19 protein-coding genes are annotated in these 18,250 nt (G+C 61.1%); 5 read left to right on the top strand and 14 right to left on the bottom strand.

The genetic code is table 11. From position 1 onward, the window contains the following. Window positions 1-2 precede the first annotated feature (2 nt). The 3 genes from HY067_05150 to pmbA form a co-directional block, all read right to left on the bottom strand. Complete coding sequence (locus HY067_05150) at window positions 3-1,043, bottom strand: ABC transporter substrate-binding protein (protein MBI3527339.1); 1,041 nt, start codon at window positions 1,041-1,043, stop codon at window positions 3-5. A 27-nt stretch (window positions 1,044-1,070) separates the two neighbouring features. Continuing rightward, window positions 1,071-1,706 (bottom strand): arylesterase, encoded by a 636-nt coding sequence (locus HY067_05145; protein ID MBI3527338.1) that lies wholly within the window; start codon window positions 1,704-1,706, stop codon window positions 1,071-1,073. 174 nt (window positions 1,707-1,880) lie between these two features. After that, window positions 1,881-3,224: a metalloprotease PmbA gene (gene pmbA, locus HY067_05140; protein ID MBI3527337.1), complete on the bottom strand. Its 1,344-nt coding sequence runs from the start codon at window positions 3,222-3,224 to the stop codon at window positions 1,881-1,883. 120 nt (window positions 3,225-3,344) lie between these two features. Between pmbA and HY067_05135 the strand changes: the two genes are divergently transcribed. The 3 genes from HY067_05135 to HY067_05125 all read left to right on the top strand — a co-directional run bounded on the left by HY067_05135 (window position 3,345) and on the right by HY067_05125 (window position 5,483). Next, window positions 3,345-3,899 (top strand): DUF615 domain-containing protein, encoded by a 555-nt coding sequence (locus HY067_05135; GenBank protein MBI3527336.1) that lies wholly within the window; start codon window positions 3,345-3,347, stop codon window positions 3,897-3,899. 125 nt (window positions 3,900-4,024) lie between these two features. Then, window positions 4,025-4,618 carry a molybdopterin adenylyltransferase gene (gene mog / locus HY067_05130; GenBank protein MBI3527335.1) on the top strand — a complete coding sequence of 198 codons (594 nt, stop codon included), beginning with the start codon at window positions 4,025-4,027 and terminating at the stop codon, window positions 4,616-4,618. A 199-nt stretch (window positions 4,619-4,817) separates the two neighbouring features. After that, entirely contained in the window at window positions 4,818-5,483 is a 666-nt protein-coding gene (locus tag HY067_05125; protein MBI3527334.1) for an alpha/beta hydrolase, read from the top strand. Between the two features lie 179 nt (window positions 5,484-5,662). On the opposite strand, the gene HY067_05120 is transcribed toward HY067_05125, so the two are convergent. The 5 genes from HY067_05120 to HY067_05100 all read right to left on the bottom strand — a co-directional run bounded on the left by HY067_05120 (window position 5,663) and on the right by HY067_05100 (window position 11,833). After that, window positions 5,663-7,108 carry a hypothetical protein gene (locus tag HY067_05120; protein ID MBI3527333.1) on the bottom strand — a complete coding sequence of 482 codons (1,446 nt, stop codon included), beginning with the start codon at window positions 7,106-7,108 and terminating at the stop codon, window positions 5,663-5,665. Window positions 7,109-7,191: 83 nt separating this feature from the next. Beyond that, the gene (locus HY067_05115; protein MBI3527332.1) at window positions 7,192-8,739 is read right to left on the bottom strand and encodes a hypothetical protein; all 1,548 of its coding nucleotides are present in this window, start codon (window positions 8,737-8,739) and stop codon (window positions 7,192-7,194) included. 93 nt (window positions 8,740-8,832) lie between these two features. Then, the gene (locus HY067_05110; GenBank protein ID MBI3527331.1) at window positions 8,833-10,077 is read right to left on the bottom strand and encodes an MFS transporter; all 1,245 of its coding nucleotides are present in this window, start codon (window positions 10,075-10,077) and stop codon (window positions 8,833-8,835) included. 85 nt (window positions 10,078-10,162) lie between these two features. Further along, window positions 10,163-10,609 (bottom strand): CBS domain-containing protein, encoded by a 447-nt coding sequence (locus tag HY067_05105; protein MBI3527330.1) that lies wholly within the window; start codon window positions 10,607-10,609, stop codon window positions 10,163-10,165. A 36-nt stretch (window positions 10,610-10,645) separates the two neighbouring features. Next, a complete protein-coding gene (locus HY067_05100) occupies window positions 10,646-11,833 on the bottom strand; it encodes a CoA transferase (protein MBI3527329.1) in 1,188 nt (395 codons plus the stop codon). 165 nt (window positions 11,834-11,998) lie between these two features. Between HY067_05100 and HY067_05095 the strand changes: the two genes are divergently transcribed. Together HY067_05095 and HY067_05090 are read left to right on the top strand one after the other, a co-directional pair. Then, complete coding sequence (locus HY067_05095) at window positions 11,999-12,550, top strand: glutathione peroxidase (protein MBI3527328.1); 552 nt, start codon at window positions 11,999-12,001, stop codon at window positions 12,548-12,550. 5 nt (window positions 12,551-12,555) lie between these two features. Next, complete coding sequence (locus HY067_05090; GenBank protein ID MBI3527327.1) at window positions 12,556-12,960, top strand: hypothetical protein; 405 nt, start codon at window positions 12,556-12,558, stop codon at window positions 12,958-12,960. Between the two features lie 180 nt (window positions 12,961-13,140). On the opposite strand, the gene HY067_05085 is transcribed toward HY067_05090, so the two are convergent. From HY067_05085 to HY067_05060, 6 genes are all read right to left on the bottom strand, one after another. Next, window positions 13,141-13,368: a hypothetical protein gene (locus HY067_05085; protein ID MBI3527326.1), complete on the bottom strand. Its 228-nt coding sequence runs from the start codon at window positions 13,366-13,368 to the stop codon at window positions 13,141-13,143. 6 nt (window positions 13,369-13,374) lie between these two features. Beyond that, window positions 13,375-13,608 carry a hypothetical protein gene (locus HY067_05080; protein ID MBI3527325.1) on the bottom strand — a complete coding sequence of 78 codons (234 nt, stop codon included), beginning with the start codon at window positions 13,606-13,608 and terminating at the stop codon, window positions 13,375-13,377. A 479-nt stretch (window positions 13,609-14,087) separates the two neighbouring features. Continuing rightward, on the bottom strand, window positions 14,088-16,172 hold the full coding sequence (locus tag HY067_05075) for an elongation factor G (GenBank protein ID MBI3527324.1): 2,085 nt from the start codon (window positions 16,170-16,172) through the stop codon (window positions 14,088-14,090). Between the two features lie 450 nt (window positions 16,173-16,622). Continuing rightward, complete coding sequence (locus tag HY067_05070; protein MBI3527323.1) at window positions 16,623-17,084, bottom strand: isoprenylcysteine carboxylmethyltransferase family protein; 462 nt, start codon at window positions 17,082-17,084, stop codon at window positions 16,623-16,625. A 105-nt stretch (window positions 17,085-17,189) separates the two neighbouring features. Continuing rightward, window positions 17,190-17,603 (bottom strand): hypothetical protein, encoded by a 414-nt coding sequence (locus tag HY067_05065; GenBank protein ID MBI3527322.1) that lies wholly within the window; start codon window positions 17,601-17,603, stop codon window positions 17,190-17,192. A gap of 121 nt (window positions 17,604-17,724) precedes the next feature. Continuing rightward, on the bottom strand, window positions 17,725-18,111 hold the full coding sequence (locus HY067_05060; GenBank protein ID MBI3527321.1) for a hypothetical protein: 387 nt from the start codon (window positions 18,109-18,111) through the stop codon (window positions 17,725-17,727). Window positions 18,112-18,250: the final 139 nt, after the last annotated feature.

Raw genomic sequence — 18,250 nt, 5'->3', positions numbered from 1 at the left:
TCCTATTTGTACTTCTGCAGCGCTTTTTCGACGAAGGCGTTGGTGTAGGTCTGGTTGATCCACACCACGGGCGCCCGCCGCACGGCAGCGTTGTGCGCCAGCAATACCTTGTAGGAATTGTCGACGCCCTTCTTCGGAATCATGCCGTCTTTCGAATAGGTCGGCCGCAGGCGCTCGAACGACGCCGCATAGAGCGCCTTGTCGCCGAGCAGATATTCCGGCGGCACCGTGTTGAGCACGTCCTCGGTTGTACTATGCTGCAGCCACAACAGTGCGCGCACGATCGCATTGGTCAGCCCCTGCACCGTATGCGGATTCTGTTCGATGAAGTCAGCGCGCGCATACAGCGTCGCCGCCGGCATGCTGCCGCCGAATACGTCGCGCACACCTTTCTCGGTGATGGTTTCGACCACGATCTTCATATCGCCCGAGCGCTCGAGCAGCGTCATCACGGGTTCGACGCTGGAGAGAGCGTCGATCTGCCCGCTGCGCATCGCCGCCACTGCGGATGGACCGGTGCCGACGCCGATGATCGAAACGTCATCCTGCTTGAGTCCAACCGAGGCCAGCAGATGATTGACCAGCATATGCGTGCTCGATCCCGGCGCGGACACGCCGATTTTCATGCCCTTCAGATCTTTTGCCCAGGCGTATTCCGCCGCCCTGTCCTTGCGGATGCCGAGTTCAAGTCCCGGATTCATGCCTTGCAGTACGAAAGCCTGCACCTTCTGCGCGAGCGTCTGCATCACGATGGTGTGCTCGTAGGCGCCGGAGACGACGTCGGCGCTATGGCCGATCAGTGCCTGCAATGCCCTCGAGCCGCCGGGGAAATCGTTGATCTCCACGTCCAGGCCTTCGTCCGCGAAGTAGCCCAGGCGATCGGCAAGAGTCAGCGGCAGGTAATACAGCGTCGTCTTGCCGCCCACGGCCAGGACGACTTTCGTTTTCTCCGGAACGGCGGCGCCGGTCGTATTCGCGCACAGAGCGACAACGCACGCGAGTGCCGGAGCCACAGTCTTCAGCCATTCACGTAGTGCCATCATCACCATTCCAGGCCATGCGAGTGAGGTTCAGACTGCGCCCGCCTTGCGCAGCAGACCGGCAAGCGCTTCCGCCACGTGGCGATACCCCGTGGCGTTCGGATGAATCGGGTCGGACTTCAGGCTGCGGTCGAACAATACGTCGTTCAATACCTTCTTTTCCAGCGGCAGAGAGAGCTCCTTCGCAATCCTGTCGTAGAACTCCGGCGGACCGCCGAACAGTTCCGGCGTCGGCACGCCGATCAGCACGACGCCGATGCCGCGCGCCTTTGCCAGTTGCACCATCGCGCGCAGATTCGATTCGATGCTCGCGAAATCCACCTTGCGCAGCATGTCGTTGCCGCCCATGCATAGCAGCACCAGCCTGGGCTTGACCTCATCGAGCACCGCGGGCAGGCGCTCCAGCCCATCGGCCGTCGTCTCTCCGGGCACGCCGGCGCCAACGACCTGGCGGCCTATCAGCTTAGCCAACACTTTCGGATAAGCCTCTTCCGTTCCGGCACCGGTGCCGTAGGTCAGGCTGTCGCCGAAAGCGAGAATGACATCATCGCTGCCGAGCTTCGGCAGCGGCGGCGGCTTCTCGCCGCAGGCGGCGAGCGCGCTCAGCAGAAGCGCGACTACCAGGCTTCGAAGTAGCAGTGCGGTTGTTTGATCTCGACTCTTCATGGGTCCATGCGCGAGGGACTAGGGGCTAGGGGTTAGAGTCAATTCGTAAACCCGATCCGACCTCCCAAGCCCCTGCATTCCCCTAGCCCCTAGTCCCTGCTTCTCCCCTAGCCCCTGCTTCTCCCCTAGCCCCTAGTCCCTGCTTCTCCCCTAGCCCCTGGGGAATGACTTCCGTCATTCCCCCGCCACCGTCATCCCCTCGACGAGCACCGAGCCGCACTGGCGCGAGCCGCGCACGATCACGTCGGAGCCGATCGCAACGATATTCCTGAACATGTCCCTGAGATTGCCGGCCACGGTGATTTCCTGCACCGGATGGGAGATTTCGCCGTTTTTTATCCAGAATCCGGCCGCACCGCGCGAGTAGTCACCCGTCACCATGTTGACACCCTGTCCCAGCAAGTCGGTGACCAGCAGGCCGGTTCCCATCTTTTTCAGCAACGCGGACAAATCGCCGTCGGTGGAATCCATGCTGAGGTTGTGATTGCCGCCGGCGTTGCCGGTGGATCGAAGCCCAAGCTTGCGCGCGGAGTAGCTGCCGAGGAAATAACCCTGCAGCACGCCGTTTTGCACGACGTCGCGGGCGCGGGTGGCCACGCCTTCGTCGTCGAACGGACTGCTGGCGAGCCCCTTGAGAATGTGCGGCCGATCATGGATCTGCACATTCGGCGAAAACACCGGATTGCCGAGGCTGTCGAGCAGAAAGGAGGACTTTCTATACAGACTGCCGCCACTGACCGCGGCGACGAAATGACCGAGCAGGCCGGATGCGACCGGCGCTTCGAACAGCACCGGCACGCGCGCGGTGGCCACTTTGCGCGCGCCGACCCGGCGCGCCGCGCGCTTGCCGGCACGCGTGCCCACCTCGGTTGCGGCATCCAGGTCGGTCGCCGAACGGGCGATGGTGTACCAGTCGTCGCGCTGCATGGTGTCGTCCTTGCCGGCAATCACCGCGCAGACGATGCTGTGGCGCGAGCTTGGATACCCCTCCAGGAAACCATTGGAATTGCCATAAGCGAAGTGAGATTGCTGCACCGAGACCGACGCACCCTCGGAATTGGAGACTTTCGAATCGGCGGCGAACGCAGCGTCCTCGCAGGAACGCGCCAGCTCGATCGCCTGCTCCACGTCGATAGCCCAGGGATGATAGAGATCGAGTTCGGGAGTATGTGTCGCCAGCAGATCGGCATCCGCCAGTCCGGCAAACTGATCCGATGCCGTCAGCCGCGCGATCGACAATGCGGCATCGACGGTGTCGCGCAAGGCCTGCGCGGAAAAGTCCGATGTGCTGGCGTGGCCACGTTGCTTGCCGATGTAGACGCTGACACCCACGCCCTTGTCGCGGTTGTACTCGATGGTCTCGACCTCGCCGCGGCGAACCGTGACGTTCTGGCCGAAGCCTTCGCTCGCCTCGGTTTCGGCGGCGCTGGCGCCGCGCTCGCGCGCGTAGTCGAGCACGGCGCGGGCAATCTGTCTGAGGGTATCGGCTGAATGGGTGAATTCGCTGCTCGCCACGATGTCTTCTGAACCTGAAAATTGAAGCGGCGTGCTGCCGGACAACTCGGGCGGCACGCCGCAGATGGAAATGTTTGGTTATGATACCAGCTTGCCGACTCAGGACTCCCCAGGTCTCACCCAGTGGAAGAAGAAGTTCAGCCCAGCAGGACAAAGCGCAAGCAAGACGATCAGGCACTGCAGGATCTGGGCGAGGAACTGGTGGCCGTGGGTGAAGACAAGCTTGCCGAACTCGACCTGCCGGAGCGCCTGCGCGACGCCATTGCGGAAGCCCGCGGCATCTCCAAGTTCGGCGCTTTGCGGCGCCAGATGCAATACATCGGACGCCTGATGCGCGAGGAAGGCGACGCTGAAACGATTCGCGCCCGGCTTGACGCATGGAAAGGCGTATCGGTCGAAGAAACCGCCCGTCTGCACCTGATCGAACGCTGGCGCGTGAAACTGCTGAAGGACGAAAAGGCGCTCGAGGAACTGATAAACGACTATCCCCGGGCCGACATCCAGCAGTTGCGCACGCTGATGCGCAATGCCAAACGCGAGGCCGAGGCCAGCAAACCACCGAAGAGCTTCCGCGAACTGTTCCAGGTGCTTCGCGAAACCCTGAATTCCGCCCCCCATAAAATCGTTGACGCAGAGGGCGCAGAGGAAAAACAAGAAAGCGCGCAAAGGAAATCATGAACAATTCGATCCACATGTCCATTTCCAATTTGGCGCTTAACGTGTGCCCAATAGGTTTCCTACTTGATCGCTTTCCTTTGCGTCCTCTGCGCCCTCTGCGCCCTCTGCGTTGAGATTTTCTTGATATGAGCGAAAACGAACAAGTGGTCATCGGCTTGGTCTCGATCAGCGATCGGGCGTCCAAGGGAATTTACAAGGACGAAGGCCTGCCGGCGCTGGATGAGTGGCTCGGCAGGGCGATTCGCAATTCCCGCCGCGTGATCGAGCGCCTCATTCCGGACGAGGAGGAGATCATCGCGCATACCCTGAAGGAGTTGTGCGACAAGGAGGGGTGCCATCTCGTGCTCACCACCGGCGGCACCGGGCCCGCGCCGCGCGACGTGACGCCGGAGGCCACGCTCGCGATCGCCGATCGCGAGATGCCCGGCTTCGGCGAGCAGATGCGCCAGATCAGCCTGCATTTCGTGCCGACCGCCATCCTGTCGCGCCAGGTCGGCGTGATCCGCGGCAGGACGCTGATCGTCAACCTGCCCGGCCAGCCGAAATCCATTCGCGAGACGCTGGAAGGCCTGAAAGACGCAGATGGCAAGCAAATCGTGCATGGCATCTTTGCCGCGATCCCCTACTGCATAGACCTGATCGGCGGGCCTTACATCGAAACCGACGACGCCGTCTGCAAAGCCTTCCGTCCCAAGTCCGCAATACGCCCCAAAACCTAATGATTCCACCCAACGCAGAGGCGCAGCAAACACAGAGGGCGCAGAGAAGGGCAATAACTGATCAGAAGAAGCTCCCAGCTAGCGTCGGAGTGTATAACTTGCAAAAATTTAACTTTTCAGGAACCGTTCTTGTTTCTTTTCCTCTGCGTTCTCTCTTTTCTCTCTGTGAACTCCGTGTCCCACGATCTTGACCTAAATCATGGCTGAACAACTGCAAGTAATAGAGATCGAGACCAAACCGAAACCGAGCCACAGCGTCATCTGGCTGCACGGTCTGGGCGCCGACGGCAACGACTTCGTGCCGATCGTCCAGGAGCTGTCGCTGCCGCCGCTGGGCATTCGCTTCGTATTCCCGCATGCACCGATGCGCCCGGTGACCATCAATGGCGGCTTCGTGATGCGCGCCTGGTACGACATCGTCTATCAGGATCTGGTCATGAAGGAAGACGAACAAGGCCTGCGGCAGTCGCAGAAGATGATCGAGGAACTGATCGCGAAGGAGGAATCGCGCGGCGTGCCAATGGGCCGCATCGTCATCGCGGGATTTTCACAGGGTGGCGTGATTTCGCTGCAGACCGGATTGCGGCAGCCCGAACGGCTGGCCGGCGTGATGTCGCTTTCTGCTTATCTGCCGCTGACGCCGAAGATCGAGAAAGAACGCAACGCGGCGAACAAGGACGTGCCGATTTTCCTGGGTCACGGCATCGCCGACAATATCGTGCCGTTGCCGCTGGGGATAGCATCGCGCGATCAACTGCTGAAACTCGGTTACGACGTCGACTGGCACCAGTATCCGATGCCGCACTCGGTCTGCGCCGGGGAACTCGAGGATATCAGCGCGTGGCTTACGCGGGTACTGCTCTAAAGCAACACTTCACCGCAAAGGCGCGAAGACGCAAAGGTAACGCAAAGAAGGGCGAGAAAAAAATTTCGGCGAATGGTTCGGCACTACCCGGTTCTCGACGCCCCATAGGTTCGTTTGCCGCTTTCAATTCCCCTTTGGGTTTCTTCGCGCTTCCTTTGCGCCTTCGCGGTTAACCGGATCTAACCGACGCGCTGCAGGATGCGGTAGCGCGCCATCTCGAAGTCGTTTTCGTGCTCGAGCAGGAGGCGCGGCTCCAGGATGTAACTGGTGCTGTAGACCTCCATCTCCAGGTTGGAATCGGGCAGGAAGCTGCCCGCGGGCAGCAGGAGACTCACTTCACCCAGGCTCGCGTCGCCGCCGGAATGCGACGGCAACAGCAGGGCTTTCCAGGTTTGCTGGGCGTCGGTTCTTCGATGCAGCGTCACGAGCCGGGCCCCGCGAGCCAGCAACTCGATCCCGATATGGCGCTGTCCCCCTTCCTGCGCGGCCAGGCGGCGCACGATCCCGACAGCCCAGATGCGGGTATCGGCGGGCTTCAGGGCCAGCACCTTGCCGACATGCAGCCACCCGCCATGGCCCATGGGGAGCACGGCACCGTAACCGTCGTCGCTCTCGTTCTCCACACTCCACGTCTCCGCGGGAGGACGCATCTGTTCCACGATCTCATCCGATGAAAGACGGGTCATGATTGCGTCGAAGCCGTGCAAGACGCCGATCTGCGACAGAGAACGACGACGCTCCGCCCGCCGTTCCGGACGCCGCTCCCACCAGTGGCGGCCAAGATGCTCCAGCACGTGGACGACCGCACCCATGTCGCTGATCCCGTGCAGATTCATTTCCCTCGGCGCGATCTCGCCGCCGGCCAGCCGCGAAACGAGTTCGTCGATCTGCGTCATGACGCGGCCCGGACCGAAAAATCTTGCGCCCGAGCGCACCACCGAGACGGGCGTGTAGCGCTCCGGCGCCGTCCAGCGATCGATGTCGACGAAGAAGTTGCAGGTCTTCGCGGGATGGCGCTGCAGTTCGAATCGGTCCGACAGGTGATCGATGACGCGGTGGGCGATGTCCACTTCCAGGGCGGGCAGACTGTCGGCTGCCGAGACGGCGAGCATCATGGGTTTCAGAAATTCGCGAGGCAGCGTCGACTTGTCCTCGTAGACCACGACCCGTGCCTGTTCCATGCCCTTGTCCTCGGCGAAGGTCCATAACTGGGACAGGGTCTGCCAGAGATCCTTCTCGACAGGCAGGTAACGCATGAGCTGCCACTTCAACCTCATCGAGGTCGCGCGCAGGGCGCGCGCCACCACCATCGGAATCTTGTCGCCGACTTCCGCCCAGCCCTGACTGTAAGTCTGAAACTGCCGGACCAGATGCATGTAGGCCGCTTCGAGTTGCGCGCAATACAGCGATACCGGACCCCAGACTCGCGACTGCCCCTCCGACTCGGCGTTTCCGCCGCCTGCAAAATAGCGGGCCTCCAGTTCCTCCAGAAACTCGCGCGCACCGCGGTCCGCCAGGTCGACTATTTCGATCTGCAAGGCAAGCCTGAGGTCGGACTGCGAATGCACGGCGTCGAGCCGGCTACCGAATTCGGCGAGCAGCTGGACGCTATCGGGCGTGGACATGAACGGAAGAGTTTGTACAGAGTGAACTGCGGCGGCGGATCGTCACGCGAATGGTTATTCCCGCGCCCGGACTCCGGCGGGACTCAAGCAGCACGCTGCATGACGCGGAAGCGCGCCATGTCGAAATCGTGCCCGCCTTCCATCAGCCTGCGCGGCACCAGCAGGTAGCGGCGCTCGTAGGCGCGCATCTCCATGCTTTTCTGCGGCGAAAACGCCCCCGGCTTCAGCAGCAGATTCATTTCGGCCGCGCCATTGGTGTCGTGCGCATTCGACGGCAGCAGGAGCGCGCTCTCCGGTTCCGCACCACCCGCTGCGCTGATCGCCGCGAGCTTCACCACGGTTGCGTCCTTGGTCAGCACCTGGATGCCGACGTAGCGCTGCTTGTGATCGTAAGCCGACATCCGGCGCACGATGCCCACGCCCCATGATGCACCGTCCTCGATCCTGACACCCAGCAGCGTGCCCACCCGCAGCCAGTCGCTCCTGACCTGCGGCATGAGCGCACCATAACCGCCTTCGCTCTCGTTCTCGACCGTCCAGACCTCGATCGAACTGTCGAACGACAAGTCCTGCGTTTCCCCGGATATGGTGGACACGATTTCGTCGAAGTCATGGACCACGCTCATGCGCGATACGGCATTGCGCCTCTCCTCGCTGCGCGCCGGCGGAATCGGTGCCCAGTAGCGCGCGAGGTGGCGCAGCGCTTCCAGCACCACCTCCGGATCGAACGTGCCGCCCAGATTGATGCTCGATGGCACCACGCCGTCGGCTTGCACGATGGCGAGCAGTTTCTCCAGTTCCTGCGCGGCGCTGCCCGGCCCGAAGAAACGCAGGCCCGGCGTCATCGGCAGGCGCGACATCACGCGTGCGGGCAGCTTGTCTTCATTCAGATCGAAGTAGTAATGGCAACCTTTCGAGGGCTGGCGATTCATCACGAAAAATTCGGAAAACTGCGCGACGATACGCTCGGCGATTTCCAGCTTGTCCGGCAGCAGGCTGTCGGTCGAGGAAATGCTCAGCATCACGCTCTTGAGGAACTCACGCTGCACCGTGGACTCGCTGAACTTGCCCGGATAGACGAGGACCGGCGTGGTGGCATATCCCCTTTCCTCGGCATAGGCGTAGAGCTCGCCCATCTGCACCCACACCCTTTTCTCGACGGGTCCGTAGCGCAGCAACTGCCACTTCAGTTGCAACGTCAACGCGCGCAGCGCACGCGCCACCGCCATCGGCATTTGTCCCTTCAGCGCACCCCATCCGCCGGCACCGGCCTGGAAGCGGGTCAGGCACATCTGATAGGTATCGGCGAGTTGCTTGCAGAACGCGAACACGGTGTTCCAGATGCGGGTTTCCTGGAATTTCTGCAGGCGCGCGCTGCCGCTGAGATAGTCCTGCGAAAGTTTGCGCTGATGGTTCTTCGCGGCCTGGTCGATGAGATCGATGAGATCGATGATCTCGAGAACACGCGGCGGCTTCAGATCTTCCGCGGTACCCAGCGTGTCGAGCCAGTAACAAAGCTCCTCAAGCGACTTGTAGGGATCGAGCGGCGGCAATTCGGCGATGAACTCGCACGCTGACTTCTCGTCGGCCAGCGGATGTTCCGACTTCGAACCCTTGATCCACTTCAACATGCGAACCGCCCCTTGGGGACAAACGTTAAACCCGACAGGGCGGGATTATAACGCGCTGTTTATCCGAACAAAGTCATTTCGGAAACCCGGGATTCAGGAAGGACCGGCGGCCTTGTCGCGCAGCGCGGCGAGATGTCCACGCTGCGCATCGATGCCAGCCAGCAACACCAGTCCGCCGACGAAATAGCTGCCCGTAATGAGGATCGCGAGACGATGGTCGCCTCCCGACATCCAGCTGACCACGCCGTAGGTGATCGGGCCGAGGATCGAAGACAGCTTCACCGCCAACCCCCAAAGCCCAAAGAATTCCGCGCGCCGGTCCGGCGGACTCATGTAGCCCACCAGTGCGCGCCCCGCCGACTGGCTGGCGCCGAGACAGATGCCGGCAAGATTGGCCGCGATCCAGAACATCGCCGGGCCATCGGCGAGCCAGGCCAGCAATACCATCACGCACCACCCGGCGAGCGTGATCGCCAGCGTGCGCACGTGCCCGAGTTTGTCCTGTAATTGACCGAAAGCTAGCGCACCGATGCTGGCGGTCACATTGACCACCAGGATGAGCATGATGGTCTGCTGCGTGTTGAACTTCATCGCCTGCTCGGCATAGATCGCCGCCAGCGTGATCACCGCCTGCACGCCGCCCTGGTAGAACAGGATGCAGACGAGAAAGCGCATCAGGTCGCGATAGCGGCCGGCGTCGCGCAAGGTTTCCCAGGTGCGCGTGAACGCACTGGCGTACGCACCGCCGGGCATAGTCTGCGGCGCTGCGCGCTCCCTGAGATAAAGGAAAGTCGGCAGCGAGGAAACCGCGAACAGCAGCGCGGTGATCAGCATGGTGACCGGCACGAACTGCGCGGAGGATTGTCCCTGCGCCTGCGCCCAAGTCACGTAGGCAAGCGAGGCGCCGAGGCTCACCAGTCCGCCAATATAGCCCAGCGCCCAGCCCCAGCCGGACACCTTGCCTAGTGCGCCGCCTTTGGCCAGCTCCGGCAGGAAAGCGGCGATCAGGTTTTCGCCGGTGCCGTAGAAAAAATTCGAAACGACCAGCAGCGCGATGCCCAGCGCCAGATCGCCCGGACCGACCAGGGCCAGCGCGGCGGTGGCGGCGACGCAACCGATCGTCGTGATCGCCAGCAGGCGCTTCTTCGCCGCATGCGCATCGGCGTACGCGCCGATCAGCGGCGCGGTGACGACGATGAGCGCATAGGAAACCGATAACGCGAAAGTCCACGCAAAAGTCGCCCACACTTCCTTGCCGGCGACGACGGCAACGAAATACGCGTTGAATACCGCGGTAATGACCACGGTGGTATAGCCGGAGTTGGCGAAGTCGAACATCATCCAGCCCCACACTTCGCGGGGACGGACATCGTCGGCCAGATGCCTGGAGGGTGGGGCGCTCACCGGTTCGAATCGGCGAGGCTCAGGTCTTGTCCTGCTCGGGCCAGTTCTTGATGTACTGTTTGAGGAGTTTGTTTTCGAAACTGGCGGCGCGCAACGACGCTTTTGCGACATCGTGGAAGGACAGCACGCCGATCAATGCGCCGTTGTCCTTGATCGGCAGGTAGCGGACATGGTTGTCGGTCATCACGCTGCGCATCTGATCGACGCTGTCGTCGAGATTGCCGCAGATCGGACTCCCCACCATCACCTGGTTGACCTTGACTTCGTGGATGTCTCCGCGATAACGATGCACCGCGGCCAGCACTTCGCGAAACGTCAGCAGCCCGGTCATCTGCCCTTTCTCCATCACCACCAGCGAACCGATGTCGTGCTCGACCATCAGGCTCACGGCCTGCGGCAGCAGCGCATCCGGCCCGATGCTGAATATCTGGCCGCCCTTGATCTTGAGAATGTCCTTGACCTGCATGCCTGCTCCTCCCCGGCACCCTCGTCCGAGAGCCCCTTAAATGATGCCGCGGGATTTCAACTCCGCGATCCGGCCCTCATCGTAGCCGAGTTCGGCCAGCACTTCACGCGTGTGCTCGCCCAGCTTCGGCCCGAGCCAGCGCGTCCCCCCGGGCGTAGCCGTGAGCTTCGGCACCACGCCCGGCACTTTCATCTGCCTGCCGTCCGGCAGCCGTGCCTGCTCGATCATGCCACGAGCGCGATACTGCAGGTCGCCGACGACATCGGCGATGTCGTAGATTTTTCCCGACGGCACCTGCGCGTCCGCCAGCACCTTCAGCACGTGATCCAGATCGTGCGCCGCACACCAGTCGCCGATGACCTTGTCCAGCTCGTCGGTACGCGCCACCCTGCCGTCATTGCGCGCGAGCGCAGGATCCTCCGCGAGATCGGTGCGGTCGATCGCGGCCATCATGCGCCTGAAGATCGAGTCGCCGTTGGCGCCGATCACCACGTACTTGCCGTCTCGCGTCGTGTAAGTGTTCGACGGCACGATGCCCGGCAGCGAGGCCCCGCTGCGCTCGCGCACGAAACCGGTCATGTCGTATTCCGGCAGCAGGCTCTCCATCAGGCTGAACACCGATTCGTACAACGCCACGTCCACGACCTGGCCTTTGCCGCCGTTGACTTCGCGATGGCGCAACGCCATCAGCGCGCCGATCACGCCATAGAGCGAAGCTATCGCATCGCCGAGACTGATGCCGACCCGCACCGGCGGCCGATCCGGATACCCGGTGACGTAACGCAATCCCCCCATCGCCTCGCCGATGGCGCCGAATCCGGCTCGTTCCCGATACGGGCCGGTCTGGCCGTAGCCCGACAACCTGACCATGACCAGCCCGGGATTGCGCTTCGACAATTCCTCCCAGCCCAGACCCCATTTCTCCAGCGCGCCGGGGCGGAAATTTTCGATGACGATGTCGGCTTGACCGGCCAGCTCGCGGACGATTTCCTGGCCGTCCGGCTCGCGCATGTTCACGGTCACCGACTTCTTGTTGCGTGCCTGCACGTACCACCACAGCGAGGTACCATGGTGCAGCTTGCGCCACTGGCGCAGCGGATCGCCGCCGTCGGGGGATTCGACCTTGATCGCCTGCGCACCGAATTCGGCCAGGATGCGCGAGCAGAACGGCCCGGCAATCAGCGTGCCGAGTTCGAGAACCTTGATGTCGGAGAGGGGTCCCATTTGAGTGCTGAGTGCTGAGTGCTGAGTGCTGAGTGCTGAGTGCTGAGTGCTGAGTGCTGAGTGCTGAGTGCTGAGTGCTGAGTGCTGAGTACTGAGTGCTGAGTGCCCATCGGCAGCCAGACGCGATATTATCTGCAAAATTCCGCAAACATGGGAATCGACACGATGAAACGCTTTCCTGCCCTGCTCGCCCTGCTTTCCCTGACCCTGATCAGCGAGGTTTCCATGGCCGCCTGTCCCGATCTGCTCAACCATCAGATGAACAATCTCGACGGCAAACCGCTCGATCTGTGCGAGTTTTCCGGCAAGGTCGTGCTGGCCGTCAACACAGCCAGCTATTGCGGCAACACCCCGCAGTACAATGGACTCGAAGCCCTGTATCAGAAATACAAGGACAAGGGCCTGGTCGTGGTCGGCTTCCCGGCCAACGATTTCGGCTCGCAGGAGCCGGGTAGCAGCAAGGAGATCAAGGATTTCTGCGAGCTGACTTACGGCGTGAAATTTCCGATGGTCGAGAAAACCAGCGTCGCGCCGGGGAAAGCCAATCCGGTTTTTGCCCAACTGGAAAAAATGACCGGCGACGCACCGGAGTGGAACTTCCACAAGTACCTGATCGCGCGCGACGGCAAGCGTGCCTTCAGCTACGGCGCGCGCACGCAACCGGAAAGCGGCGAGATCGTGAAGCAGATCGAAACGCTGCTCGCCGAGAAACCCTGACCGGGATGCCGCTCCGTGCCACGCTGCTTATCCTGTTGTGCGGCGCGAATACGGCCGCGGCCGACGACAATCCCGATCTGTTGTTCAATTGCAATCTGGCGGGGCTAAAACGGGCGATGACGCTGGAAGGGGCGCGCAACATTCTCTGGGACTCGGGCAACGCCTATGCGGCAACCGTGTCGGCGCAAAGCATCGATGCGGTCTACCTGCACAAATGGAGCAGCGACTCCACCATGCGTCACCATGTGGTCATCGGCCGGCTGGACGGCAAACTCTCGATGGAAGTCGATGAGCTCGGCGCCGACGGCGAAGTCCTGAACGAAATGGTGCGCGAGACCGGCATCTGCTCGCCGGAGAAAATCCACCCCCGACATTTCAAGGACGTGGATCCGAAGCGCCTCAGGCACTGATCGGGCCGCGAAGTCGCGCAATACCTTCCCCGCCTTCGGCGCGTCGGCGCGAACAATCAATCGAGTCCCTTTGATTCCATCGCCAGGGAACCCGGCCTCTCGGTCTCCCGCGTCAGTCGTTTGATTGCGCGGGCGGAGGAGGCAAAATGCAAGGCCTACCCATGTGACTTCCCTGCGGGGTTAGATGGCTGCCAGTACTGCCCGGCGAATTGGCTGGGGAAGCTCAATCGACTTGAAATAGCTAGCTGGGAAGAGATAGTCTTCGCCAGACTCGTCGATGACACGAATCTGCTTGTGCTTCTCAGCAACTCGGTCGGAGATGGTCCGGTAGATCTTCAGGGGCTCGAGCGACGCTTCGTAGCCCTTGTTTTTCAGGCAAATCACGAACTTCTTCGCAGTAGTCGCCATGGCGTATCAGTCGATGTAGCGCTTGATCTTGAATTCGCGACGACCAATTCCGGTCGCCTCGTACCAGTGTACCTCGGCCAGAATAACCGTGCCGTCTTCGAGCTTGATCCGGGCAAGACCCTTCCGCTTGCGCCACCTGCCCCGGCCATAGAGCTTTCGCAGACGGGCGATCTCTCGAATTGAGGAACCGACCGCGAAGGTCTCGATGTGCGTGATGTCGCCGACAATCTCGAAGTGCATCGCATGTGACCTTCAATCAGGCACAGCGGTTCCAGGCTGCCATCTAACGACGGTGTAGAAAAAGCAGCTGTGATATTGCTCCTGTCATGCATGTGCCGCAAGGTCGTGGCATCGAGAATTTGTGGGAGTCGATGCCAAGATGGCCCGCTACAAGACGATCGATACCAGCTCGAAGTTTCTTCCCGTTGTTCTTTCCGAACAACTGTTGCCCGTCACCTCCGAGACAGTGGGCAGACTTGCGGTGGTCAAGTGCCTGCGACGCTCGCGCGCGCACCCTGTCAGGGGCGCAAACGGAATGTGAAGTGACAATGAGGGCCGGCGCCAGGGAGCAAGGCCTCTCAGTCCCCGCGTCAGTCGTTTGATTGCGCGGGCGGAGGAGGCAAACATATACTGAAGTTCCAAGTGCGGCCGGGCAAAGAAAACCCGAATGCGAATCCCGCTCGAGGCCTCGCAACAGTCACCGCACGCCGGCATGAGATTCATGCGTCCTCCTGCCGAGGCTTGTGTGCGGCAGCCAGCCTTTCCTGCAGTTGAGCCGGCGCCGGAGCATAGTGGCTGAATTCCAGCGTGTAGGAGCCGTGGCCGGCGGTGAGCGACTTCAACCGCGACGGAAAACTTTCCATCTCGGAGAGCGGCGCCTGGGCGGTGATCGATATCACGCCGGGCCGGGGTGATCCGGTGCCGCGCACTTGCGCGCGACGGGAATTGAGATCCCCGGTGAGATCGCCGACGTTCGCCTCGGGGGTGACGATCTCGACGTCGACGATCGGTTCGAGCACGATCGGGCGGGCCTTGGTGAGCGCGTCGAGGAAAGCCTTGCGGCCGGCGGCGACGAACGCGACTTCCTTCGAATCCACCGAATGGCTCTTGCCGTCATATACGGTCACCCGCAGGTCCTGCATCGGGAAGCCGGCAATGAACCCCGAGTCGAGCACCATGCGCACGCCGTTCTCGACGGCCGGGATGTAGACCGAGGGAATCACGCCGCCCTTCACTTCGTTCACGAACTCGAATCCCGCGCCGCGCGGCAGCGGCTGCACCCGCAGGAACGCCTCGCCGAACTGCCCCGCGCCGCCAGTCTGCTTCTTGTGCCGGGCGTGCCCCTCCGCCTTGCTCGAAATGGTCTCGCGGAACGGGATGCTGGGCGGTTTGGTGTCCAGCTCCAGCTTGTGCTGTTCGGTCATGCGATCGAGCAGCGTTTTCAAGTGCATCTCGCCCAGTCCGCGGATCACCGTTTCGTTCGCCTGCGCGTTTTGCTCGACGCGAAAACAGGGATCCTCGGCGACGAAGCGGTGCAGTACATCGGAAAGCTTTTGTTCATCGCTGCGCTTTTTCGGCAGCAGCGTGAGTCCGAAAATAGAAGCCGGTAGATCGAGCGGCCGCGCATGGATATGGGCGTCCTCTGCGGCGTCGTGCAGAACGTGGTTGAAGCAGATTTCGTCCATCTTCGACACCGCGCAGATGTCCCCTGGGACCGCCTCGTCGGTGGCGATCTGCCGCTTGCCGCGCAGGATCCACAGATGCCCGGGCTTGAATGGCTTCCTGCCGTCGCCGATATACAACAGGGTATTGGGAGTCACGCGCCCCTGGTGGACGCGGAACACCGCGATACGTCCGACAAAGGGATCAATCTCGATCTTGAAGACGTGGGCGAGAACGTGCCGGCCCGGGTCCGGAACCGCCATCACTTCCCTTGTCGTCCGGTCCGTGGCGGTGCTGAGGTAGACGGGCGGGTTGCCCTCGGTGGGGTTGGGCAGGAGTTTCACGATCACATCGACCAGCTCCGCGATACCGGCGCCGCTTCTGGCCGAGGTGAACATCACCGGAATCAGGCTGCCGTCCCGCAGGGCGCGCTCAAGCGGCTCATGCAATTGTTCCGGGGCGACCTCGCCTTTATCCAGGTAGAGCCCCATCAGCTTTTCGTCCACTTCGACGACCTGGTCCACCAGCTGGCGGTGCGCCTGCTCAACCGAGGAAAAATCCGATTCGCCGCCCGGCGCGAAAAAGCAGTCCGACACGCGCGTGGCATGATCGGCCGGCAGGTTGATCGGCAGGCACTGCTTGCCGAACGTGGACTGGATGGTCTTGAGCAGGCCTTCGAGGTCGACATTCTCGGTGTCGATCTTGTTGACGATGATGATGCGGTCCAGACCCTGGCGTGCCGCCCACTGCATCATGCGCGCGGTCATCAGTTCGATGCCGTTCTGGGCATTGATGACGATTGCGGCGGTCTCGACGGCCGCAAGCGCCGGCAGGGCATGGCCCAGGAAATCCGGGTAACCCGGGGTATCGAGCAGATGGATGCGAGTGTCCTGCGTCTCGAAGCTCGCCACTGCGAGCTTGAGCGAGTGGTGGAGCCGCTTCTCGATCGGCAGGTAGTCGCAGGTGCTGTTGCCGTGCTCGTTGCCGCCATTCGGCGAGACGGAAGCAGCGCGCGCGAGCAGCGCGTCGGCGAGTGCGGTCTTGCCGCTGCCCGCCTGGCCGACCAGCGCCAAGGTGCGGATTTTCTTGATCGGATACTTACCCACTTTTTTCTCCAGATGAAAGTGTGGTGGCACGAACATCAAAGGGGGTAGGGCTTCACTTTACACGGTCAATTACATCTCGGCTTAATCCACGTCCAAAACAGGTTTTGGGGGGCTTCAGCTCGGTCGTGCGGTGCCGGTAGGACGCTCATTCCAGCTTACCAATTAAGCGATAGACTGCAATTAAAATTCCGAATCCGATGTACATCCCCAACAACGCAACAAGCATTAGCATCGCCATCTCGAAGCTTATTGTTTTCGTTTCCAACAGAAGAATAATCGTGCCAACGAGACCAGTAAACGAAACGACGATGCCGGCGACAACCTTTAGCGTTCTATTCTTTGGCATAGGTTATGCGGACTCTCTCGATGACGCCTAAATGGATGAGCCTGAACATGGCGCTCAACGTGTTGTTCTGTGGCGGGCCACGACGACCGCTGATCTGGCGCGATGCCGGCGGCCCGTCCGCAGCAACAAAGGGTTATGCCTCACAGCCACCGGCGAACGCTTGATTTGTAGGCGGAGTAGCCAGTAGCGAACATGGCTGAAAGCACTCTTTCTTCGGGTGCGATTTGGAACCGGTTTATGTAGAGCACAAAAGCCAACGGCCCAAGCAACGCCCAGGCGGAAGACAGAAATACTGCCCATGCGACGAGAATGAAGAGAAGACCAACGTACATGGGATTTCGAGTAACGCCGTAAATGCCCGAGCAAACTAACGAAGACGTCGTTTCCGGCTTCATTGGGTTGACAGTCGTTCTCGCGCGCCGGAACGAGATGACACCTGCGAGGCTGAAGCCACCACCAGCCAGAGCGATTGTCACCGCCGCGGCTACACGAATGAACGCGGGCACTTCAAGCACCGGGGCAACCAAAGAGATTCCCCACATGGCGCCTGCGATCAGGACCGTAACCGCTGGCGGTGGAATCTTGAGTTCAAGTGCTTGCATGCGGATGATCATGAGGCATAACGCCGTGCTGTGCGGCGTGCCCGCGCGGCGTTTGATAACCGCACGGCGCTGATGGCCCGTCCGAACCAGCCACAGGTTATGCGGTTACACGCCATGCGCCTCCTCCATGAAACGACGCATGTTTGGGGTTTCGCGACTTGCAAGAGCCCAGAAATTTTCGATTGCTCTGTCCAGAATCTCGACCGCTGCTTCACGCGGAATGGTTACTGACCTTTCGTTCGTGTAATGCTTGAGATCATTTCGAAAAGAATTCGCCATGTCCGCGAACAGTTTTTGCGACCAATTTTCGTTGTAAACAACCTTTCCAGTGGCGACACATGCTGTGATGAAGCTTCCCAGAGCATGCTCCTTGCCCTCCTTTTCCAAGAGCTTCCCCAATATTTCCTCGCTTGCACCTGCAAGGGTTATTGCGCAAACGTAGTCCTTTTCGTCGAGAAAGAGTTGGAGGGCTCGTTCAAGCTGATGCTCTGCAATCTCCACCCTGGTCAATGTCAGCATTTCGTTGGCGCCCAGTGTCTCGCTAAACCGCAACGTCGTGGTGAAAGGCGAGCCAGCGCGATAGTTTCGATTGGGACGACCGCTTCGGCACGTCCTTTCCACCAAAGCGTTGGGCGGCGGTTCATGCCGATTTCCCTTCCTCCTCCGCAGCGGTCAACTCCTGAGCAATGCGTGCCACATCGTCGATGTCAAACCGGGCCTTCTTCTTTGAGGTGACGATTCGTGCGGTTGCGCATGCCTTAATAAGCGCCTCAGAGACTTGCAGCTCTCCGGGGTTTTGGCCCTTCTTGATGAAGGCTTGCAGTTTATTCTGATGCTTGAAGATGTCGCCGAAATGCATAAGGCGCCAACTCATTGCCATTTTCTGTTCTTCGGTCAGACCGCGTTCCCGTAACTCCTTCATGACAGCCAGCATGCCGCGGTTTATTGGAATGTCCGCGAAGGAGTATGTCTTGTCGCCGTCGGCAAACAATGGCTTTGCGGCGGGATTCTCGACCGGCATGGTCAAGCTTGCAGCGGCGTGGTAAATACCCTGGCACCAAAGAAAAAGTTCAGGGTCTCCCGGGTCAGTCGAGGACTTGGCCAAATCCGTTAGCGATTTCATGGATTGCCCGACGCCCAACGTCAACGCTCAGCCACTGGGCTAC

It is taken from the genome of Betaproteobacteria bacterium, assembly GCA_016194905.1.
Taxonomy (GTDB): domain Bacteria; phylum Pseudomonadota; class Gammaproteobacteria; order Burkholderiales; family JACQAP01; genus JACQAP01.
Note: the sequence above shows the minus strand (reverse complement) of the source record. Positions and strands in the feature narration are given on the sequence as shown.